Raw genomic sequence first — 19,883 nt, 5'->3', positions numbered from 1 at the left:
CTTACGCGGACACGGTCTGCACCGGCGCGGGTACGGCCGCGCGAGCGGTGTTCCCGCGGACCAGCAGCAGGGTCACCAGCGCGCCCAGCAGGGAGGCGCAGCCGCAGATCACCACCCCGACCGCCATGCCGTGGGCGAGGGCGGTCTGCGCGGCGGCGCGGGCGCTGTCGCTGCCGGCGTTGACGACGGCGAGCGGACCGGCCGCCGCCTCCATGCCCGCGTCGGCGCCGCTGAGCTTGCCGACCAGCGCGGAGGACGCGGCGCTCATGGCGACGGGTGCTGATGACGGCGGGGCCGAGGCCCTGCCCGAAGTCGCGCACCAGGCTGGTGGCGCCGCTCGCCATGCCCGTCATGTGGAGCGGTACGGCGTTCACGGCGGCGGAGGTGAGCGAGGAGACGACGCAGATGAAGCCGATGCCGAGCAGCAACACCGGGCCGATGAAGGCGGCCAGGGAGGTGGTGGTGATGGGCAGGGCGGCGATCCAGAACTGGCCGGCGGCCATGGGCAGCAGGCCGCCCATGAGGAGCCAGCGGGGTTCGACGCGGGTGAGCATGCGGCTGAGGACGGGCGCGAGGAGCAGCGGGACGAGCTGGAGGATCACGAACGGCATGCCGGCCCGCAGGGGACTGAGGTGCATGACGGCGCCGAGCCTGATGGAGACGCAGTAGGCGGTGCCGATGAAGCCGAACACGCCGGCCAGCGCGACCACGGCGGGCGCCGCGAACGGTATCCCGCGGCGAGGACGGCGGTCACCGGGTCGGGGGCCCGCGGGCCCGGGGCGGATCCGGGGCGGGCGAGGAGTTTTAGGCGCCAGCCCTGGGGGTGTTCCAGGACGACACCGGCGAGGCCGGGGCCGTCGAGGCGGAACTCGAAGACCGTCGTCAGTCCGAACGCGCCCTGGTACCAGGCGGTCTGGGCGGCGAGGTCGCGGACGTTGACGCCCACGTGGTCGAGGCGTGCGCGCATGCCGGCTCAGCCCGCCATCGCGCTGTCGCCGCCGTCGACCATGAGGTTGGCGCCGTTGACGAAGGCCGCCTCGTCCGAGCAGAGGAACGCGGCGACACGGGCGATGTCCTCCGGTTCGGCGATCCGGCCGACCGGGATCCGGGCCTCCAGGCGGGCCCTCGGGGTCGTCGAGGAAGGGCTCGGTGGCCGAGGTGCGGGTCATGCCGGGGGCGATGGTGTTGACGCGGATGCGGTGCGGGGCACCGGCCGCGCACAGGTGCTTGCTCATCGCCAGCACCCCGACTCCGCCTGCCTTCTCCACGAGTTCCACGGTCGCAGCCGAATACGCGGGCGCCCTCGGCGGCGAATATCCGTGCCGCGGCCCGATCTATTCCGGCTCCCGTGCCGCTGATGAAGGCGATTTTCCCGGCCAGTCGACCCATGATTGCCCAAGTCCCTTGTTCATGCCGCCGGAGTGCGGTGGTGGCAGCGCAGGGAGGGCCTTTGGCCGGAACAGGAAGGGTGTCGGAGCGGGGGCATCGGGGGTTTGTATGGCTGGTATGCGGCACACGCCCCGTGCGGTACGGGACGGGCCGTTCACCGCCCGCCGCGCAGCACCGGCGCGAAGCCGGCGACACCCGTCGTCTCGGCTGTGGGGGCGGCGCCCGGTCCCGGGTCCGCGGTGTCCCGGACGTCACGCCTGCCCGTCACTGCGGCCCGGACAGCGCCTGGAGGCGGTATTCGCTGGGTGAGATCCCGTGGGCGGCGCGGAAGGCGCGGGTGAAGTCGGAGGCGCGCGGATAGCCCCAGCGGGCGGCGACGGTGTGGATCGGGGTGCCGCGCAGCGCGGAGTCCGCGAGGTCGCGGCGGGCGCCCGCCAGCCGCCGGCTGCGAATCCAGGCCGCGACCGTCTCGCCCTGCGCGTCCTGCGGGAAGATCCGGTGCAGATAGCTGAGGGAGATGTGGTGCGCGTCGGCGATCGCGGAGGGGGTCAGCTCCGGGTCGTGCAGGTTCTGCAGGATGAAGGCCCGTACGCGCTGCGCCAGCGCCCGCTGCCGCGTCTCCTGCGACAGCGCGGCCTCCGCGTCCAGCAGTTGGGCGAACCAGGCCGACAGCAGGTCGAGGACGACCGTACCGAGGCGTGGTGCCTGGGACGGCGCGAGGCTCTCGGCCTGCCGGTCGAGGCCGACGAGGAAGTCCGTGAGCAGCGCGCCGGCGCCCTCCCGTCCCGGAAGTTCCCGGCCCAGCAACTCCCGGAGCCGGTCCGGCGGCAGGGGCAGCAGCACCTTGGGGAAGTCCACCGCCACGCCCTTGACGACACCGCGGTCCCGGTCGTCGACGGGCCGCAGGTCGTACGGCCGTGAGCTGTCGGCCAGATGCAGGTCACGCGGGCCGAAGGTGTCGGTCCGTCCGGCGTGTTCCAGCGCCAGTCCGCCGTCGAGCAGCAGCGTCAGGTGAAACAGTTCGGGGTCGGACTGGCGCACCATCCGCGGGCTCCGCCGGTACCGCGTCGGCAGCGACGACGACGGCCACACGGTCACCGGCCCGAGTTCCATGCGCCGGCACTCCGCCCAGAAGTCGGCGGCGTGGGCGCTGATGAAGTCGCTCGAGCGGGTCAGGCCGACCAGTTCCCGCCAGTGGTCGAACCGGTCCGCCGCCGGCACGTCGTCGCTCCGGAACACGGTCCCGATCATCCCGTACGTCTCCGCTGTCGCCCCGCTGAATGCTCCTGCCGCCATCCTCCCATGCGGGATCACCCGTTTGGCGGGCCCGTCCCCGTGGTACAGTGCGAGCAGTACCTGTGTAAGTCCCCTTCGGGGCACGGTACGGGTTCTCCTTCAGTCCGCCGGTCCGCCCGCCGTTCTCTCCGGCCGGTGCAGCGGCTTTCCCGCACCACCTCACCTGCGGCGCAGTCCGCCGTACCCGAGGTGCTGTTCCCGCCGCCCGAGGCGCGCAGTGGCGCCCTCCCCTCGCGGCCGCACCCCTTCCCCACCTCTCTCATGCCTTCCGTCCGTGAAAGGACCGACCACCATGACCACCACTCTCGAACACCCCCCTGTCCAGCGGCAGCCTGTCCGGATCGCCACCGGTGTCCTCGACGTCGACGCGAGCGGGAAGGGGCACCTGCGGGCCGCCGACTTCCTGCCCACGCCCGCGGACCTCCAGGTCCCGGCGGCGCTGATCCGCCGGCACGGCCTGCGCAAGGGTGACCTCGTCGAAGGGGTGCGCGGCACACAGCGCGCCCTGACCGAAGTGGCGCGCGTCAACGGGCGTACGCCCGAGGCCCTGAGCGCCCGTCGCCACTTCCGGGACCTCACGCCCCTGCACCCGCACCGGCGGCTGCGCCTCGAACACCCCGCGGCCGGTCTCGCCGGGCGCGTCACCGATCTGATCGCGCCCGTCGGCAAGGGCCAGCGCGGGCTGATCGTCGCACCGCCCAAGACGGGCAAGACCGTGCTGCTCCAGCAGCTCGCCGCCGCCGTCGCCGGCAACCACCCCGAGGCCAGGCTGATGGTGGTGCTGCTGGACGAACGCCCCGAGGAAGTCACCGACATGCGGCGCTCGGTGCGCGGCGAGGTGTACGCCTCCACGTTCGACCGGGCCCCCGGGCAGCACATCGCCCTCGCCGAACTCGTCGTCGAACGGGCCAAGCGGCTCGTCGAGGCGGGCGAGGACGTCGTGATCCTCCTCGACTCGCTGACCCGGCTGTGCCGGGCGCACAACAACGCGGCCGCCGCCGGGGGCCGCACCCTGAGCGGCGGGGTCGACGCGACCGCGCTCATCGGCCCCAAGCGGTTCTTCGGTGCCGCGCGGGCGGCCGAGGAAGGCGGCTCGCTCACCGTCCTGGCCACCGCCCTGGTCGAAACGGGGTCCCGTGCGGACGACTTCTACTTCGAGGAACTGAAGAGCACCGGCAACATGGAACTCCGCCTCGACCGCGAACCGGCCTCACGCCGTGTCTTCCCGGCCGTCGACATCAACGCCTCCGGTACCCGCCGCGAGGAACTCCTCCTCTCCCCGGCCGAGTTGACCGCGGTACGGGGGCTGCGCCGGGCGCTGCGGACCCGGGACGGACAGGCGAACCTCGAGGCCCTTCTGGAGCGGATGCGGGAGACCCCGGACAACGCGGCGTTCCTGCGGCGGGTCCAGCCGACGCTCCCCGCCGACCGGTGAGCGTGCGGCATCCGGGTGCTCACGGGCCGGTGTACGGCACGGGCAGCACGGGGAAGGCGCCCCCACTTCCTACGTTGATCATATGAAGATCGGATTCTCCTCTCGATCCGCCCTGTCGGCCTGCGCAGGCTGTGCGGCGGGCGTCCTGGCCCTCGGGCCCCTCGCGACCGCCGCCCCGGCCGGAGCGGACCCGGGCGCGCCCGGCGGACGCGGCACGGCACACACGCAGGCACGCCCGGCCGCGCAGGGACAGCCGGAGGAGCAGGCACAGGCGCCGAAACCGTCGCTCCTGTACCGCTCCGGCACGCAGGTCAGACCCCGCCGCGGAGCCCCCCGGGTCCCGGACGTCTCGGCGCTGTCGTGGCTGGTGGCCGACGCCGGGAGCGGTGAGGTGCTGGCCGCGTCCGACGCGCACCGCAGACTCCCGCCCGCCAGCACCCTGAAGACCCTGTTCGCCCTCACGGTGCTGCCGGTCCTGCCCGGGGGGATCCGGCACGAGGTGTCCGAGGAGGAACTCGCGGGCATCGGGCCCGGCAGCAGTCTCGTCGGAGTCGCCGAGGGGCGCACCTACTCGGTCGCCGACCTGTGGCGCGGCGTGTTCCTCAACTCCGGCAACGACGCCGTGCACGTCCTGGCCGCCCTCAACGGCGGCTGGCGCGCGACGAGCGCGCGGATGCAGGAGAAGGCGCGGGCGCTCGGCGCGCTGGACACGCAGGTCCGCTCGCCCGACGGGTACGACACCCCGGGCCAGGTGTCGTCGGCGTACGACCTGGCGGTGTTCGGCAGGGCCGGGCTGCGGCGGGCGGACTTCGCGCGGTACTGCGGCACGGCGGAGGCGCTGTTCCCCGGCCGCGAGGGAACGCCGTACGGGATCGCGAACACCAACCGGCTGCTGACCGGGCACGACGGCGTCGAGCCGTACCCAGGGCTGATCGGGGTCAAGAACGGCTACACGAGCAACGCCGGCAACACCCTGGTCGCCGCCGCCCGCCGGGGCGGGCACACGCTGCTGGTGACGGTGATGAACCCTCAGGCGGGCGGCGGCTACGCCGTCTACGAGGAGGCGCGCGCGCTGCTGGACTGGGGGTTCGCGGCCGGCGGCCGGGTCGATCCGGTGGGCTCGCTGGACGCGCTGCGCGCCCGGCCCCGCCCCGCGCCCGGTCCGGTGGCGGAGCCGGTGGCCGCCCCGGCCGACGTCGCCGTCGCGGCCGCCGACGACGACCGCCGTCCCGGCCTGGCCGAGGCGGCGGCGATCGCCGGGGCGGCCGTGCTCGGCGGATCGGCCGTCGCGCTGGGACTGTGGTGCGCGGGCCGGCGTTCGGCACGGAGATGACCGACCGGCAGGCACAGCAGCAGACCGAGCGTGATCCAGGTGTAGGTGTTGCCGCCGAGGAATCCGTCGACGCCGGACGCGTCGTCGGACCAGAGCCACACCACGCTGGTGCACAGCACCGCGTACAGGCAGCCCGCGAGGCGCGGACGCCCGGCACGGACCAGGACGGCGAAGGACGGCAGCAGCCACACCAGGTGGTGCACCCAGGTGACCGGGCTGACCAGGCAGGCGGTGGCGCCGGTGAGCGCGAAGGCCGCCTGCCAGTCCCCCGCGTCCACCGCCCGCACGGCCCGCCGGGCCCAGACGCACAGCACCACCACGACCAGCCCCGCCCACACGGCCCGGCTCTCCACACCCAGCCGGGCCAGGACGCCCTGGAGCGACTGGTTCGAGACGTAGTCGAGCCGGCCCACGCGGCTGGTGTCCCAGACCGCGCGCGTCCAGTAGACGCGCGAGGCGTCGGGGGCGACCAGGGCCGCGAACGCCGTCGCGGCCACCGCGACGCCTGCGGCGACCGCGGCCGCGCGCCGGCGCCCGGCCACGAGCAGCAGGCCGACGAAGACCGCGGGCGTGAGCTTCACCGCCGCCGCGAGCCCGATCCCGGCCCCGGCCCAGCGGCCCCGGCCGCTCGCCAGCAGCCAGGAGTCGGCCAGCACCAGGGCCAGCAGGAGCAGATTGACCTGGCCGAAGCTGAAGGTGTCCCGCAGCGGCTCGAACAGCGCGAGGACACAGGCGGCCAGGACGGCGCCGTACCAGCCGTACCGCCGCCACAGCGGCCCGGCCAGCACGCGCACGACCACCGCGAGCGCCGTCAGATCGAGCAGCAGGGCTGTCGCGATCGCCGTCCGCGGGCCGATGAACGCCATCGGCAGCATGGCTACGGCCGCGAACGGCGGATAGGTGAAGCCGTACGGCGTGCCGGGCACCCGGTAGTCGTAGACGCGCCCGCCGTGGTGGATCCAGCTGTCGACGGTGCCGTAGTACACGCGCAGGTCGAACCAGTCCCGCAGCAGCGGGACCGTCGCGGTGAAGAGGACGACGGCGGCGACCAGGCAGCCGAGCAGCAGCAGACGGCATCGGTCCGTGGCGGTTGCTCTCATGCCGAACGTCCCACGGCGACCGGGGCCGGCGCGGCGAGGCGGGCCTGCCACAGGACGACCACGGCCAGGGCGCCGCCGGAGACCGCGAGGATCAGACGGCCGGTGTCGGCGGGGCCGCCGTCGGGCAGCACGGCGAGGGCGAGGACGCCCGCGACGGCCGCCACGCGGTGCCGCACGGAGGTGCTGGGGGCCGCGGCGGCGATGAGGAACAGGCCCCACAGCGCGTACCAGGGACGGATCGCCGGGCCGAACGCGGCCACGGCGGCGAGGCTCAGGCCGAGCGCGTACACCGGGCGGGGGCGCAGCCGCCACCAGATGGCGACCAGGGCCACGGCGGTGACCGCGAGGCCCAGCGCGTGCCAGGCGGGGACGGCCAGCGGGGCCAGGTCGCTGCCGAGGCGGTGCAGCAGGGCGCCGGTGGCGCGGCCGAGGAGGCTGGTGAGGGCCCAGTTCTGCGGGGACACCGGGGTGTTCAGTGCGGCGATCCAGCCGTATCCGGTACCCGCGACGGCGGTCGCGGCCACCGTCGTGGCGGCGCAGGCCGCCAGGGTGGTCAGCAGGGCGCGCGCGGGGTGCCGGCCCGCGCGCACGGCCAGGACCACGACCGCCGCGAGACCGAGGACGGCGGGTGCCTTGACCAGGGCGGCGAGCGTGACGAGGACGGCCGCCGCGGCGGGGCGGCGGGCGAGCGCGGCGACCAGCCCGGCCCCGAGCAGACCGAGCATGATCGCGTCGTTGTGGGCGCCCGCCACCAGGTGCAGCAGCACCAGCGGGTTGAGGACGCCCAGCCACAGCGCGGCGGCCGGGTCGGCGCCGCTGTGCCGGGCCAGCCGGGGCAGCGCCGCTGCCATCAGCGCCACGCCGCACAGCGCGACCAGGCGCATCCCGATCAGCCCGGCGGGCAGTTCCCCCTTCGTCAGGCCGGACAGCGCGGAGGCGACCGCCATGAAGACCGGGCCGTAGGGAGCGCCGGTGTGCCGCCACAGCGGGGCGACCTCCGCCGCGAGCGGGCCGCCGAGCCGGGCGGGTCCGTGCGCGTACACGTCGATGTGCGCGTCCACCATGGCGCCCTGGGCGAGGTAGCTGTAGACGTCCCGGCTGAACAGCGGCGGTCCGATCAGCAGCGGCGCCGCCCAGACGGCGAGGACCAGGACGAGGGCGCGCGGAGCCGGCGGGTCCGCGCCGCGGACGAGGCGGCCGAGCAGCACCCAGGCGGCGGTCAGCAGCACCAGCCCGAAGTACACGCCGACCAGGCCCAGCACGGCGTGGATCGAGGACGGGGCCAGGAGTTCCCGCGCGGGCAGCGCGCCGGCGCTCTCGCCGCCCAGCGCGAGACTGGACGTACCGGCCAGGCCCAGCACCTGGCAGCGGCGGAGATCGACGGGGAAAGCCATGGCCGGCACTCCGTCAGCGTCTCGACTCCGGGTGGCCGGAACCTGACGCGCCGCCCTCGGCCCGGGGGCCGGTGTGTGACCGGTGTGTGAGCGGGCGCCGGGTCAGAACACGGACAGCCCCGTGAGGGTCGTGAAACGGTCCAGGGCCGCGACGCCCGCCACCGAGTTGCCGCGTTCGTCCAGGCCCGGGCTCCACACGCACAGGGTGCAGCGGCCGGGTACGACGGCGATGATGCCGCCCCCGACCCCGCTCTTGCCGGGCAGGCCGACCCGGTAGGCGAAGTCGCCGGCCGCGTCGTACGTGCCGCAGGTCAGCATCACCGCGTTGACCTGCTTCGCCTGGCTGCGGGTGAGCAGGCGGGTGCCGTCGGCGCGGATGCCGTGGCGGGCGAGGAAGGTGGTGGCGAGGGCCAGGTCGGCGCAGGAGGCGGTGAGCGAGCACTGGCGGAAGTACTGGTCGAGGAGGGCCGGCACCGGGTTGTCGATGTTGCCGTAGGACGCCATGAAGTGGGCGAGCGCGGCGTTGCGGTCGCCGTGCGCGGACTCCGACGCGGCGACTTCCTCGTCGAAGTCGAGCGTGGCGTTGCCGCTCTCGGCGCGCAGGAAGGCGAGGAGTTCCCCGGCCGCGTCCCCGCTGCGGGTCTGGAGGCGGTCGGTGACGACCAGGGCGCCCGCGTTGATGAAGGGATTGCGCGGGATGCCGTTCTCGTACTCCAGCTGGACCAGGGAGTTGAAGGGGTTGCCGGAGGGCTCGCGGCCCACGTGCTCCCAGAGCGCGTCGCCCTCGCGGGCCAGGTCGAGGGCGAGGGTGAAGACCTTGGTGATGGACTGGGTGGAGAACGGCTCGCGCCAGTCCCCCACTCCGTACACCGTGCCGTCCAGTTCGGCGACGGCCATGCCGAAGCTGCGGGGATCGCGGGCGGCGAGCGCCGGGATGTAGTCGGCGGGGCGGCCGCGGCCGGGCGTGCGCTCCATCTCCCCGGCGATGCGCTCCAGGACCGGCTGGAAGGTCAGGGACGACGTCGTTGTCATGATCACCATTGTGCCTCCGGGCCGGTTCTGGCGCGTCACCGCAGGTCAGGAAGAGGTCATACGAGGGGGGCGCCGCTGCCCGCCACGACCTCGGGGCGCAGCAGGTCCGCGAGTCGATCGGCGGGCAACAGGCCCTTCTCGAGGACGAGTTCGGCGACCCCGCGGCCGGTGACGAGGGCCTCCTTGGCGATGTCGGTGGCCGCCGTGTACCCGATGTGCGGGTTGAGGGCGGTGACCAGGCCGATGGAGTTCTCGACGCTCGCGCGCAGTGCCTCGGTGTTGGCGCTGATGCCGTCCACGCAGCGGTCGGCGAGGGTGAGGCACGCGGCGCGCAGATGGGTGATGCTCTCCGACAGGGAGTGCAGGATGATCGGCTCGAACGCGTTGAGCTGGAGCTGTCCGGCCTCGGCGGCCATGGTGATGGTGACGTCGTTGCCGATCACCTCGAAGGCGACCTGGTTGACCACCTCGGGGATCACCGGGTTGACCTTGCCCGGCATGATGGACGAACCGGCCTGCACGGGCGGGAGGTTGATCTCGCCGAGGCCCGCACGCGGCCCGGAGGACAGCAGCCGCAGGTCGTTGCAGCTCTTGGAGAGCTTGACGGCGATGCGCTTGAGCACGCCGGACATCTGGACGAACGCGCCGCAGTCCTGGGTGGCCTCGACGAGGTTGGCGGCGGTGACGAGGGGCAGGCCGGTGATGGCGGCGAGGTGGCGGCGGGCCGCCTCGGCGTAGCCGGCGGGGGCGTTGAGGCCGGTGCCGATCGCCGTGGCGCCCAGGTTGATCTCATGGATCAGCTGGACGGCCTCGTCGAGACGGTTGCGGTCCTCGTCGATCATGACGGCGTACGCCGAGAACTCCTGACCGAGCGTCATGGGGACCGCGTCCTGCAACTGGGTACGGCCCATCTTGAGCACATCGCGGAACTCGACGGCCTTGCGGGCGAAGGAGTCCTGCAGGACCGCCATGGCCTTGAGCAGTCCCCGCACCGCGAAGACCGTCGCCACCTTGACAGCGGTCGGGTAGACGTCGTTGGTCGACTGGCCCAGGTTGACGTCCTCGTTCGGGTGCAGGAACCGGTACTGCCCCTTCTCGTGGCCCATCAGCTCCAGGGCGCGGTTCGCCACGACCTCGTTGGCGTTCATGTTGGTCGAGGTGCCGGCACCGCCCTGGATGACGTCCACGACGAACTGGTCGTGCAGCCTGCCCCCGCGGATCTCCCGGCAGGCGGCGACGATCGCGGCGGCCTTCTCGGGCGCCAGCAGACCGAGTTCCTCGTTGGCGAGGGCTGCGGCCTCCTTGACGGCGGCGAGGGCGTCGACGAGGTGCGGGTAGGCGGAGATCGTGGCGCCCGTGATCGGGAAGTTCTCCGTGGCGCGCAGGGTGTGGATGCCCCAGTAGGCGTCGGCGGGGACGTCCCGGTCTCCGAGCAGATCGTGTTCGCTGCGGGTGGCGGCGGTCATGAGGGTGCGGCCTCTTTCTGAGGTGAGGTGGGGGGGTGAGGAGCAGGTGACGTCGGATGGGCTGGTGGCCGGCCCGGGCGGTACGGGGTGTCGTCCGCCCGGGCCGGTCGTGGCACCGGTCCGGTGGTGACCGGACCGGCGGCTCGGGGGCCGGCGGTGGATACGCCGGCGGGGGTCGGCGGTGGATGCGCCGACGGGGGATCCGCTCGGCGGTGGATGTGCCGACCGGGAATTCGGTCAGCGGTGGATGTGCCGACCGGGCATTCGGTCAGCGGTGGATGCGCCGACCGAACGGATCCGGCCCACGGTCAGCGCGCCGACCCGGGGGCTTCGCCCCGCGGACCCTGCGCCGACCGAACGGATCGGGCCCGCGATCAGAGCCCCGGCCGGGGGTTCCGGCCCACCGGCCGGGGGATCCGGCCCACCGGCCGGGGGATCCGGCCCCCGGTCCACACCCCGGCCGACACGATCCGGCCCGCGGTCAGCGCACCGGCCGCAGCGATGCGGTCGGCGGCCGGTGCGCCTGCCAGGGGCCCGGTCCGCGCGCCGACCGGGCGGACCCGGCCCGGGTGCGACCGGAACCGGATCCGGGGTCCGCCGGTGACCACCGCGCACACTCGGTGGTCACCGGAGCCTTCAGGCGCAGGCCCGCACCGTGAGGGGGTCCAGGGCGCGCACCGGGCGGATCGAGCCGACCGGTACGCCACCGCCGAGGAGGGGTTCGCCCGCGAACTCCGTGAGCAGGGCGGGGTCCACCCCCGCCCGGGCCAGGGCCGCCGCGGTGACCGGGACACGCGCCCGGTCGGCGCCGTCGGAGATCTTGACGGCGACGGCGCGGCCGTCCGGGAGGGCGGCGACCTCCACGCCCTCGAAACCGTCCTTCGCCAGCAGGCCGGGCACGGCCCGCATGAGGGCGGCCACGTCCCGGCCGGAGCCGGAGGCCATCTCGGCGTGGTCGCGCATCGCGTCCGCCACCCGGGCCTCGGGGGTGCCGGGCGCCGCGGTGGTGATGCGGGCGGCGGCCCGGGCGAGGCCGTGCAGGGAGACGGAGAACAGAGGGGCGCCGCACCCGTCGACGGTGACCCGTGCGATCCGCTGCCCGGTGAGGTCCTCGACGATCTCGGCGATCGCCTGCTGGAGCGGGTGCTCCGGGTCGAGGTAGCCGTCGAGGGACCAGCCGTTGAGCTTGCAGGTGTACAGCATGGCCGCGTGCTTGCCGGAGCAGTTCTGGGCCAGGCGGGAGGGCGCGCGGCCCTCCCGTGTCCACGCGTCGCGGACCGCCGGGCCGTACGGCATGTCCTCGACGTTGCGCAGTTCGTCCTCCGTGATGCCCGCCAGGCCGAGGATCTGCCGGGTCCCGGCGAGATGGCGTTCCTCGCCGGAGTGACTGGCGGCGGCGAGCGAGAGCAGCGCGCCGTCGAGCGGCAGTCCGGCCCGCAGCATGGCCACGGCCTGGACGGGCTTGAGCGCCGAGCGCGGGTAGAAGGCGGCCTCGATGTCGCCGAGCTGGAAGTCGACCTCACCCCGCGCGCCGAGGACGACGACGGAGCCGTGGTGGACGCCCTCGGTCACCCCGCCGCGGACGAGGTGGGCGACGGGCACATGGAGGGGTTCACGGATCACGGGGGCGTCCGCGAGAGAACTGCTGTACATCACTGCCTGGATCGCTTGTGGGTCGTCGTGGGCCGGCGCCGGGTTCACGCGTCGGCCTTGGCCGAGGTGCGCGCCAGGCGGCCGCGGATGGCGTACCAGCCCGCTACCAGCGCTCCGACGATCAGCGGCAGGCACAGCACGGTGGTGCGTCCGGCGCCGCCGTCGGCGTACATGAGGACCAGGACCGAGGCGAGGAAGAACAGCGTCACGAGTTCGGTCCAGGGGGAGCCCGGCAGCTGGTAGTCCGGGCGGGTCAGCTCGCCCTTCTGGGTCTTCTGCCAGAAGAGGAGGTGACAGATCATGATCATGCCCCAGGTGGAGAGGATGCCGAGGGCGGCGAAGTTCAGGACGATCTCGAAGGCGTCCGCCGGGACCACGAAGTTGAGGCCGACGCCCAGCACGCACATTCCGCTGGTGAGCAGGATCCCGCCGTACGGGACCTGGCTGCGGCTCATCTTCGCGGTGAACTTCGGGGCGGAGCCGTTGACCGCCATGGAGCGCAGGATGCGCCCGGTGGAGTACAGGCCGGAGTTGAGGGAGGACATCGCCGCCGTCAGGACGACGAGGTTCATCACGCCGCCGGCCGCGGGGACGCCGATGTTGGACAGCACGGTGACGAAGGGGCTCTCGCCGGCCGTGTACTTGTTCCACGGGAGCAGCATCGACAGCAGGATGACCGAGCCGACGTAGAACAGGCCGACGCGCCACATGATCGAGTTGATGGCCTTCGGCATGATCTTCTCGGGGTTCTCGGTCTCGCCCGCCGCGACACCGACCAGCTCGACCGAGGCGTAGGCGAAGACCACGCCCTGGATGATCAGCAGCATGGGCAGCAGGCCGTTGGGGAAGACGCCGCCGTGGTCGGTGATCAGGGAGGGGCCGGGGGTGGTGCCGTCCACCGGGTGCTGGGTGACCAGCAGGAAGATCCCGATGCACATGAAGACCACCAGCGCGCTGACCTTGACGATGGCGAACCAGAACTCCAGTTCGCCGAAGATCTTCACCGAGATCAGGTTCACGGTGAGGACGACGGCCAGGGCGATCAGCGCGATCACCCACTGGGGTATGTCGGAGAACATGCCCCAGTAGTGGGTGTAGGTGGCCACCGCGGTGATGTCGGCGATGCCGGTGGTGGCCCAGTTCAGGAAGTACATCCAGCCGGCCGTGTACGCGCCCTTCTCACCGAGGAACTCTCGGGCGTACGACACGAAGGCGCCGGAGGAGGGGCGGTACAGGACGAGCTCGCCGAGGGCGCGCACGACCAGGAAGGCGAAGACGCCGCAGACGGCGTAAGCGACGAAGAGGGAGGGTCCGGCGTCGGCGAGCCGGCCGCCCGCGCCGAGGAAGAGGCCGGTGCCGATGGCGCCGCCGATGGCGATCATGTTGACGTGCCGGTGCTTCAGCGACTTGCTGTAGCCGTGGTCTCCGGCGTCGACGTGACGGGACGAGGGGCGCGTCTCGTCTTTGAGGTGCTGTTCGCTCACGCCTCGGGTCCGCCTTCCAGGGGATTGTTCGTGCCAGGGGAACGCACGATGTCGGTGAGGGTCGTCTCGACGCGGTCGAGGTGGTGGCTCATGGCCTCCACCGCGTCGTGCTCGGAACCGTCGATCAGCGCCTCGACGATGGCCCGGTGCTCGCGGTTGGACTGCTCGCGCCGGCCGCCCAGCTCGTTGAGGAAGGCCGACTGACGCGCCAGTGCGTCCCGGATCTCCTCGATGACCCGGCGGAAGACCGGGTTCTGGGCGGCTTCGGCGACGGCCAGGTGGAAGAGGGTGTCCATCGCGACCCACGCGGTGGTGTCCGTCTCCCGCTCCATGCGGTCGAGCAGATGGGCCAGGTGGTCCAGGTTCTCCGGGGTGCGGCGCAGTGCCGCGTACCCGGCGACCGGGATCTCGACGTGACGGCGCACCTCCAGCAGGTCGCTGGCCGCGTAGTCGCCGAAGGTGGGGTCCTCGACGGTGTTCGCGATCACGAAGGTGCCCTTGCCGGTCTTGGCGACCGTCAGGCCCATGGTCTGCAGGGCGCGCAGGGCCTCGCGCAGCACGGGCCGGGACACCTCTAGGCTGCGGCAGAGCTCCGCCTCGGAGGGGAGCTTGTCGCCGATGGCGTATTCGCCGCGTTCGATGGCGCCACGGAGATGACCGAGAACCGCTTCCATGGCGCTGACGCGCCGCGGGGCCCTGCCACCTGTCTGGCTGTCTGACAGGTTCACGGGAGAGATGTTCCGGGTCACGTGCCGGTGGTGTCAAGGTCGACGAAAGGAGAAATTCAGCGGGCGGGAAGTCTGAAAGCAGACTTCCCGCCCCAGGAGCGCGGAGGGAACGAGGTTCAGCCGCTCAGCACACCGGTGCCGAGCAGCCCGAACAGCAGCACGCCGACGGCGATCCGGTAGATCACGAAGGCGTTGAAGGAGTGCTTGGCGACGAACTTCAGCAGCCAGGCGATGGAGGCGTAGGCCACCGCGAAGGAGACGACGGTGCCGACGACCAGCGGGGCCGCGCCCGCGCCGGTGCCGAGGGCGTCCTTCAGCTCGTACAGGCCCGCGCCGGTCAGCGCCGGGATGCCGAGGAAGAAGGACAGGCGGGTGGCCGCGACCCGGTCCAGGTCGAGGATGAGCGCCGTGGACATGGTGGCGCCGGAGCGGGAGAAGCCGGGGAAGAGCAGCGCCAGGATCTGGGAGCTGCCGACCAGCATCGCGTCCTTGAAGGAGGTGTCGTCCTCGCCGCGCTTGTGCCGGCCCATCTGGTCGGCCGCCCACATCACACCGCTGCCGACGATCAGTGAACCGGCGACGACCCAGAGGGAGGCCAGCGGGCCTTCGATGAGGGACTTGGCGGCGAGGCCGACGGCGACGATCGGGATGGTCGCGTAGATCACCCACCAGGCGAACTTGTAGTCGTGGTGGACGCGCTCCTCGCGGTGGCGCAGGCCCCGGAACCAGGCCGACACGATCCGGGTGATGTCCTTGCGGAAGTACACCAGCACGGCGGCGATCGCGCCGACCTGGATCACGGCGGAGAACCCGACGACGGCGTCGTCGTCGACCGGGATGCCCATCAGGCCCTCGGTGATCTTCAGATGGCCGGTGGAGGAGACGGGGAGGAACTCGGTCACTCCCTCGACGGCTCCCAGGACGACGGCTTGGCCGACGGAGATGGCGCTCATGGAATCCAGTTCTGCGTGGGTCGACAACTGCGGTGGACAGTCCTACCAGGCGAGTCCTGGCAGGTGTGGCGCGGCGGACCGGCTACGGCCACACCGCCTGGCCTATCGCGACCCCGGCGAACGCGGCCCCGAGGCCCGCCAGCACGCTCCCGAGGACATTGGCGGCAGCGTAGAGGCCCGCACCGGTCTCCGTCAGCCGCAGCGTCTCGTACGAGAACGTCGAGTACGTGGTCAGCGCCCCGCACAGGCCGGTGCCCAGGAACAACCGCAGGTCGGGGCCGACGGCACCGGCGCCGGTGAGGGTGCCGAGGATCAGACAGCCGGTGACGTTGACGGCGAAGGTGCCCCAGGGGAAGACCGAGTCGTGCCGGGACTGCACAGCGCGGTCGGTCAGATAGCGCAGAGGGGCGCCGATCATGCCGCCCGCGACGACGACCCACCAGTTCACAACGACTTCTTACCCTCCGTGTCCGCTTCGCCCTGGTTCGCTCCACGGCCCGCGTACCGCACGACATGGCACTCGTCGAGGACCACCAGCCCCTCCGTGACCAGCTCGTCGAGCTGGGGCAGGAAGGCCCGCACCCGGTCCTCCGTGTCGACGACGACCACGGCGACGGGCAGGTCCTCGCTGAGCGAGAGCAGCCGTGAGGTGTGGATCAGCGAGGACGCGCCGAAGCCCTCGACGCCGTGGAAGACGCTGGCGCCGGCCAGGCCGGCCGCGCGGGCGCGGTGGACGATCTCGGTGTAGAGGGGCTTGCGGTGCCAGGTGTCGTTCTCGCCGACGAAGACGGTCAGGCGCAGGGCGTTGCCGGTCAGTCTCGTCATCACTGCCTCCACAGCAGAAGCCGGCGCGTCGCGGTCGCAGCGAGCCACACGGCCGCGAGGGCCGCGCACAGGGTCGCGGCGAGGTAGGCGAGGGCGGCGCCCGGGCGGCCCGCGTCGACCAGCCGCTGGATGTCCACGGCGTACGTCGAGAAGGTCGTGAAACCCCCGAGGACGCCGGTGCCGAAGAAGGGGCGCACCAGCCGGTGGACGGTCAGGGCCTCGGTGATCAGGACCAGGAAGACCCCGATCACCGCGCAGCCGACGACGTTCACCCCGAGGGTGGTCCAGGGGAAGCCGCCCGTCCGTGTGGGCCACCACAGCGTGGCGGCATAGCGGGCGGCGGCACCGATCCCGCCCCCGACGGCGACCACGGCGACCACCGGGAGCCGGCCGCTCCCGGTGGTCCCGCGGGGGGCGCTGGTGCGGAGGCTCTCGGCCTGCGGGGCTGTCATGTCGTACGTCTCCTGACCGGTTCCTGACCGCCATGGTTCTCCGGGGCGATCACGGCCGGGCACCAGCGTAACGCCGTCTCACTTGGTCACGGGCGCCTCGCAGACGGCGATGCCGCGCTCCCACAGGCTGCCCAGGACCAGGCGGCCACCGGTCTCGCAGACGCTGGTGACCATGCGGAAGCCGGAGCGGCGGCGGGTGAGGTGTTCGAGGATCCGGCCCTCGTCGTCGACCGCGAGGACCCCGGTCGTGCCCGAGGGGCGGAAGGGCGCGCGCAGGGCCACACGGGCGGCACGGCGGCGGACGGCGGGGTCCGCGCGGTGGAGGAGGTCGAGGGGTGGGACGCGCGGGCCGGCCAGGGCGACCCTGATCGGGCCGTCGGGGGCGCCGCGCCACATGTTGTCGGGGAAGCCCGGCAGGTTCTCGGCGAGGGGTTCGGCCTGGCCGGCGCGGGGGCCGGTCAGGTGGAAGCGGGTGAGGCGGCGGGCGCCCGTCTCGGCGACGACCAGGAACGAGTCGTCGGCGCCGCGGACCAGGCCGTTGGCGAACTGCAGCCCGTCCAGGACCACTTCGGCCTCGCGCCGGCCCGGCTCGAGGCGCAACAGGCGGCCGGTGCCGGTGTGTTCGACGATGTCCCCCATCCAGTCGCGCAACGGGTGGACCCGGCTGGAGACGGTGAAGTAGACGGTGCCGTCGGGCAGGGCGACGACGTTGCTGCAGAACCGCAGCCGCTCCCCCGCCGCCGATTCGGTCAGCACGCGGACGTTGCCGGGGCCGCCCTCGGGGTCGAGGCGCAGCAGAGCGCCGTCGGCGTCGCAGACCAGCAGGTCACCGTCCGGGAGGAGTTCGAGGCCGAGGGGGCGGCCGCCGATCTCGCCGATGTGCTCGACGCGGGCCGAGGACGGGTCGTCCAGGCCGTCGATCCGCAGGATCCGTCCGTCCGCCACCCCGGTCAGCACACGTCCTCTGGGGTCGGCCACGACGTCTTCGGGGCCGTGACCGGGGAGAGTGAGGTACCTGGTCGGGACGAGGGCCGTCCGACGGTCCATGAGGTTCCGCCCTTCCTGGAGGATGTGGCCATCCTCGCAGGCAGGGGTGTCGTCGACCGGTCGTACCCGTGGTGTTTTGCCGGGGCTTTCCGGAAACGGTTCTCCGTGGTGCCGCCCCGCCGCACGGCTGCCCGGGCGTCCCTTCCGGCCGGCCTTCACCATCCCTTCTCGAACATGCGCGCCACCTCGGCGATGCGCACCTCGTCGCGCCGGTAGTAGACGCGCCGGCGTATCCGGGTGGCGCGCAGCAGGCCGAGGTCGGTGAGCAGGGCGAGGTGGGTGTCGGCCACCTGGCGGCGCACACCGAGTTTCGCCGCGATCGCGTCGGCGGTGACACCGTCGTCGGCGAGGTGGCCGTGCCGCTGGGGCGGGAAGTGCCGGGCCGGCTCCTTCAGCCACTCCAGGATGTCGAGTCGCCGCTCACCGACGGGAGTCCTCAGCATCGTCGTCCCCCTCCGTCCGGACCTCCTCGTGCCGCGGCTCCCCACTCTTGCGCAGTCGGGGGCGCCGTGTAGGGAACTTGTGAAGCCTTGGCTGGGATCGAACACCCTTGTCACGGAAAGGCGTTCGGATCTCCGGGGGCCCCATGGACACGGCCGCTCGCGACGCGCGAGGGCCCGGCCGCGGGTGCGGCCGGGCCCCCTGTTCACCGGGTGACGCGCTCAGCGGTGGCTGAACCACGCCATCGAGGACAGGGCCTTGTCGTCGTAGCCGAACAGGGCCTGGTTCTCCCAGCCGTTGCCCGACGTGGCGTCGGCGGGGTCCCAGCCGTTGCCGCTGACGGCGGTCCAGGTGGCCTCCCAGTAGAAGACACCGAGCCCGCGGCCGTTGGGAACGGCTTCCACGATGTTCGCGACGGCGTTCATCCACGCCAGCTGGCCGGCCGCGCCGGCCGGGTAGCCGGAGACCAGCTCACCGGTGGTGTCGATCTGGTTGGTGAGCGAGTCGTCGCTGTCGAGACGGAAGGGGTAGGCCGTCTCGGCGATGAACACCGGCTTGGCGTAGCGCGAGGCCACGTCGTCGAGGGTGGTCTGGGCGGCGGCCAGCGAGCCGTGCCAGTAGCCGTAGTACGACAGGCCGATCACGTCGTGGTTGATGCCGTACGTCTTGGCGTTGTCGAACCACCAGCGGACGGTGGCGTCGTCACCGGCGTTGGCCAGGTGCAGCGCGACCTGCGTGCCGGAGGAGACGGCCTTCACCGCGCTGTAGCCGGAGTTGAGCAGCCCGGCGAGCTGCGACCAGTTGTCCGTGGAACCCTCGGACCACAGCATGCCGCCGTTGATCTCGTTGCCGACCTGGACCATGTCGGCCGTGGTGCCCTGTGCCTTCAGCGCGTTGAGCACGTCGTACGTGTGGTTGTACACGTCCGTCTTCAGCTGGCTGTAGGAGTGGCCGGACCAGGCGGAGGGCTTGGTCTGCTTGCCCGGGTCGGCCCAGGTGTCCGAGTAGTGGAAGTCGACCAGCAGCTTCATGCCCGCGGCCTTGACCCGCTTGGCCATGGCCAGCACGCGCGTCTTGTTGTTGTAGCCGTCGGCGGGGTTGACCCAGACCTTCAGGCGCGCGTAGTTCATGCCGGCGTTCTTCAGGATGGTGACCGCGTCGCCGGCGGTGCCGGAGCTGGTCCGGTAGACGCCGCCGAGGGCCTCGCTCTTGGCGAGCGACGAGATGTCGGAGCCCTTGACGGACAGGCCGGTCGATCCCGACGTGAAGGTCAGGTCGTCGACGTTGATCCAGTTGCCGGCCTTCGCGTCGCTGTTGATGCTGATCGTGCACTGGTTGTTCGTCACGTTGACCGACGTGACGATCCGGACCCAGCTGCCGGCCGACACCGGCAGGTCCGTGCGCTGTTCCGAACTGCCGCAGTTCTTCAGGGCTATGTAGGCGGAGTTCTGGCCGCCGCCGGAGCGGACCCAGGCGGTGAGGGTGTGGTACCCGTTGGTCAGCCCGGACAGGTACTGGTACGTCTCCACCTTGTAGGCGGTGGACGCCCAGTGGGTCAGACGGTAACTGCCGCCGTGGCCACCGGACTCGGTGAAGGAGGCGGAGTTCTGCCCGGCCGCCGAGTACGTCGACCAGCCGGACGGGGTGGCGGTGCCGGTGCCGTCGGACTCGAAGCCGCCGTTGCCGAGCGTGGCGGCCGCCTGGGCGGTCTGCGCGGGCAGGGCCGTGAGGGCGAGCCCCGCGACGAGCGGCAGGAGCAGGGCTCTGAGGGTGCGTCTGGGATGGAACATCGTCGTCCGTCGTCCCTTCGACGTGATGGGGATGGGGTTCCCTCCCGAGGTGGGCGCCCCGCGGG

The 19,883-nt window shown here is 72.5% G+C and carries 17 protein-coding genes and 4 pseudogenes; 2 read left to right on the top strand and 19 right to left on the bottom strand.

Annotated elements, in window-relative coordinates; translation table 11 throughout:
• Nucleotide 1: 1 nt before the first annotated feature.
• From ACFY30_RS12160 to ACFY30_RS12140, 5 genes and pseudogenes are all read right to left on the bottom strand, one after another.
• Nucleotides 2-268 carry a hypothetical protein gene (locus ACFY30_RS12160; RefSeq protein WP_390845097.1) on the bottom strand — a complete coding sequence of 89 codons (267 nt, stop codon included), beginning with the start codon at nt 266-268 and terminating at the stop codon, nt 2-4.
• A gap of 82 nt (nt 269-350) precedes the next feature.
• Nucleotides 351-785, bottom strand: a pseudogene (locus ACFY30_RS12155) (hypothetical protein); the annotation flags it as partial.
• Nucleotides 782-967 (bottom strand): annotated as a pseudogene (locus ACFY30_RS12150) (VOC family protein); the annotation flags it as partial. The pseudogenes ACFY30_RS12155 and ACFY30_RS12150, both read right to left, overlap by 4 nt.
• Nucleotides 968-973: 6 nt before the next feature.
• A complete protein-coding gene (locus ACFY30_RS12145) occupies nt 974-1,072 on the bottom strand; it encodes an SDR family oxidoreductase (protein ID WP_390845280.1) in 99 nt (32 codons plus the stop codon).
• 581 nt (nt 1,073-1,653) lie between these two features.
• Nucleotides 1,654-2,640, bottom strand: coding sequence for a helix-turn-helix domain-containing protein (locus tag ACFY30_RS12140; protein ID WP_390845096.1), 987 nt, complete (start codon nt 2,638-2,640; stop codon nt 1,654-1,656).
• 337 nt (nt 2,641-2,977) lie between these two features.
• On the opposite strand from ACFY30_RS12140, the gene rho reads away from it, so the two are divergent.
• Together rho and ACFY30_RS12130 are read left to right on the top strand one after the other, a co-directional pair.
• Nucleotides 2,978-4,120, top strand: a complete 1,143-nt coding sequence (gene rho / locus ACFY30_RS12135; RefSeq protein WP_390845095.1) for a transcription termination factor Rho — start codon at nt 2,978-2,980, stop codon at nt 4,118-4,120.
• 82 nt (nt 4,121-4,202) lie between these two features.
• A pseudogene (locus ACFY30_RS12130) lies at nt 4,203-5,090 on the top strand (D-alanyl-D-alanine carboxypeptidase family protein); the annotation flags it as partial.
• 83 nt (nt 5,091-5,173) lie between these two features.
• On the opposite strand, the gene ACFY30_RS12125 reads toward ACFY30_RS12130, so the two are convergent.
• The 14 genes and pseudogenes from ACFY30_RS12125 to ACFY30_RS12060 all read right to left on the bottom strand — a co-directional run bounded on the left by ACFY30_RS12125 (nt 5,174) and on the right by ACFY30_RS12060 (nt 19,818).
• Nucleotides 5,174-6,553 (bottom strand): glycosyltransferase 87 family protein, encoded by a 1,380-nt coding sequence (locus ACFY30_RS12125; protein ID WP_390845094.1) that lies wholly within the window; start codon nt 6,551-6,553, stop codon nt 5,174-5,176.
• A pseudogene (mptB, locus tag ACFY30_RS12120) lies at nt 6,550-8,034 on the bottom strand (polyprenol phosphomannose-dependent alpha 1,6 mannosyltransferase MptB); the annotation flags it as partial. The gene ACFY30_RS12125 and the pseudogene mptB, both read right to left, overlap by 4 nt.
• A 15-nt stretch (nt 8,035-8,049) precedes the next feature.
• Complete coding sequence (locus ACFY30_RS12115; RefSeq protein WP_390845093.1) at nt 8,050-8,988, bottom strand: glutaminase; 939 nt, start codon at nt 8,986-8,988, stop codon at nt 8,050-8,052.
• 47 nt (nt 8,989-9,035) lie between these two features.
• Nucleotides 9,036-10,445: an aspartate ammonia-lyase gene (aspA, locus tag ACFY30_RS12110; RefSeq protein WP_390845092.1), complete on the bottom strand. Its 1,410-nt coding sequence runs from the start codon at nt 10,443-10,445 to the stop codon at nt 9,036-9,038.
• Between the two features lie 636 nt (nt 10,446-11,081).
• Nucleotides 11,082-12,098: an asparaginase gene (locus ACFY30_RS12105; protein WP_390845091.1), complete on the bottom strand. Its 1,017-nt coding sequence runs from the start codon at nt 12,096-12,098 to the stop codon at nt 11,082-11,084.
• Nucleotides 12,099-12,142: 44 nt separating this feature from the next.
• Nucleotides 12,143-13,582, bottom strand: a complete 1,440-nt coding sequence (locus tag ACFY30_RS12100) for an amino acid permease (protein WP_390845090.1) — start codon at nt 13,580-13,582, stop codon at nt 12,143-12,145.
• Nucleotides 13,579-14,256: a FadR/GntR family transcriptional regulator gene (locus tag ACFY30_RS12095; protein ID WP_390845279.1), complete on the bottom strand. Its 678-nt coding sequence runs from the start codon at nt 14,254-14,256 to the stop codon at nt 13,579-13,581. The genes ACFY30_RS12100 and ACFY30_RS12095 overlap by 4 nt, the downstream gene beginning before the upstream one ends.
• A gap of 170 nt (nt 14,257-14,426) precedes the next feature.
• Entirely contained in the window at nt 14,427-15,263 is an 837-nt protein-coding gene (locus ACFY30_RS12090; protein WP_390845089.1) for an undecaprenyl-diphosphate phosphatase, read from the bottom strand.
• Nucleotides 15,264-15,345: 82 nt separating this feature from the next.
• Complete coding sequence (crcB, locus tag ACFY30_RS12085; RefSeq protein ID WP_390845088.1) at nt 15,346-15,711, bottom strand: fluoride efflux transporter CrcB; 366 nt, start codon at nt 15,709-15,711, stop codon at nt 15,346-15,348.
• Nucleotides 15,708-16,088 carry a DUF190 domain-containing protein gene (locus tag ACFY30_RS12080; protein WP_390657686.1) on the bottom strand — a complete coding sequence of 127 codons (381 nt, stop codon included), beginning with the start codon at nt 16,086-16,088 and terminating at the stop codon, nt 15,708-15,710. The genes crcB (ACFY30_RS12085) and ACFY30_RS12080 overlap by 4 nt, the downstream gene beginning before the upstream one ends.
• Nucleotides 16,088-16,540 (bottom strand): fluoride efflux transporter CrcB, encoded by a 453-nt coding sequence (gene crcB / locus ACFY30_RS12075; protein ID WP_390845087.1) that lies wholly within the window; start codon nt 16,538-16,540, stop codon nt 16,088-16,090. Before crcB (ACFY30_RS12075) ends, ACFY30_RS12080 begins: the two co-directional genes overlap by 1 nt.
• A gap of 78 nt (nt 16,541-16,618) precedes the next feature.
• Nucleotides 16,619-17,587, bottom strand: a complete 969-nt coding sequence (locus tag ACFY30_RS12070; RefSeq protein ID WP_390845086.1) for an SMP-30/gluconolactonase/LRE family protein — start codon at nt 17,585-17,587, stop codon at nt 16,619-16,621.
• A 155-nt stretch (nt 17,588-17,742) separates the two neighbouring features.
• Nucleotides 17,743-18,030, bottom strand: coding sequence for an ArsR family transcriptional regulator (locus tag ACFY30_RS12065; RefSeq protein ID WP_390845085.1), 288 nt, complete (start codon nt 18,028-18,030; stop codon nt 17,743-17,745).
• Nucleotides 18,031-18,249: 219 nt separating this feature from the next.
• Nucleotides 18,250-19,818, bottom strand: a complete 1,569-nt coding sequence (locus ACFY30_RS12060) for an arabinogalactan endo-beta-1,4-galactanase (RefSeq protein ID WP_390845084.1) — start codon at nt 19,816-19,818, stop codon at nt 18,250-18,252.
• Between the last annotated feature and the right edge of the window lie 65 nt (nt 19,819-19,883).

The sequence above is a fragment of the Streptomyces sp. NPDC000345 genome (assembly GCF_042898825.1).
Taxonomy (GTDB): domain Bacteria; phylum Actinomycetota; class Actinomycetes; order Streptomycetales; family Streptomycetaceae; genus Streptomyces.
Note: the sequence above shows the minus strand (reverse complement) of the source record. Positions and strands in the feature narration are given on the sequence as shown.

Excerpts from the sequence above, each read along its gene's own strand:
- ACFY30_RS12140 (WP_390845096.1), bottom strand. The coding sequence starts at position 2,640 with ATGATCGGGACCGTGTTCCGGAGCGACGACGTGCCGGCGGCGGACCGG.
- aspA (WP_390845092.1), bottom strand. The coding sequence starts at position 10,445 with ATGACCGCCGCCACCCGCAGCGAACACGATCTGCTCGGAGACCGGGAC.
- ACFY30_RS12080 (WP_390657686.1), bottom strand. The coding sequence starts at position 16,088 with ATGACGAGACTGACCGGCAACGCCCTGCGCCTGACCGTCTTCGTCGGC.
- ACFY30_RS12095 (WP_390845279.1), bottom strand. The coding sequence starts at position 14,256 with ATGGAAGCGGTTCTCGGTCATCTCCGTGGCGCCATCGAACGCGGCGAA.
- ACFY30_RS12125 (WP_390845094.1), bottom strand. The coding sequence starts at position 6,553 with ATGAGAGCAACCGCCACGGACCGATGCCGTCTGCTGCTGCTCGGCTGC.
- ACFY30_RS12090 (WP_390845089.1), bottom strand. The coding sequence starts at position 15,263 with ATGAGCGCCATCTCCGTCGGCCAAGCCGTCGTCCTGGGAGCCGTCGAG.
- ACFY30_RS12160 (WP_390845097.1), bottom strand. The coding sequence starts at position 268 with ATGAGCGCCGCGTCCTCCGCGCTGGTCGGCAAGCTCAGCGGCGCCGAC.
- ACFY30_RS12065 (WP_390845085.1), bottom strand. The coding sequence starts at position 18,030 with ATGCTGAGGACTCCCGTCGGTGAGCGGCGACTCGACATCCTGGAGTGG.
- ACFY30_RS12060 (WP_390845084.1), bottom strand. The coding sequence starts at position 19,818 with ATGTTCCATCCCAGACGCACCCTCAGAGCCCTGCTCCTGCCGCTCGTC.
- rho (WP_390845095.1), top strand. The coding sequence starts at position 2,978 with ATGACCACCACTCTCGAACACCCCCCTGTCCAGCGGCAGCCTGTCCGG.
- ACFY30_RS12105 (WP_390845091.1), bottom strand. The coding sequence starts at position 12,098 with ATGTACAGCAGTTCTCTCGCGGACGCCCCCGTGATCCGTGAACCCCTC.
- crcB (WP_390845087.1), bottom strand. The coding sequence starts at position 16,540 with ATGACAGCCCCGCAGGCCGAGAGCCTCCGCACCAGCGCCCCCCGCGGG.
- ACFY30_RS12070 (WP_390845086.1), bottom strand. The coding sequence starts at position 17,587 with ATGGACCGTCGGACGGCCCTCGTCCCGACCAGGTACCTCACTCTCCCC.
- ACFY30_RS12115 (WP_390845093.1), bottom strand. The coding sequence starts at position 8,988 with ATGGTGATCATGACAACGACGTCGTCCCTGACCTTCCAGCCGGTCCTG.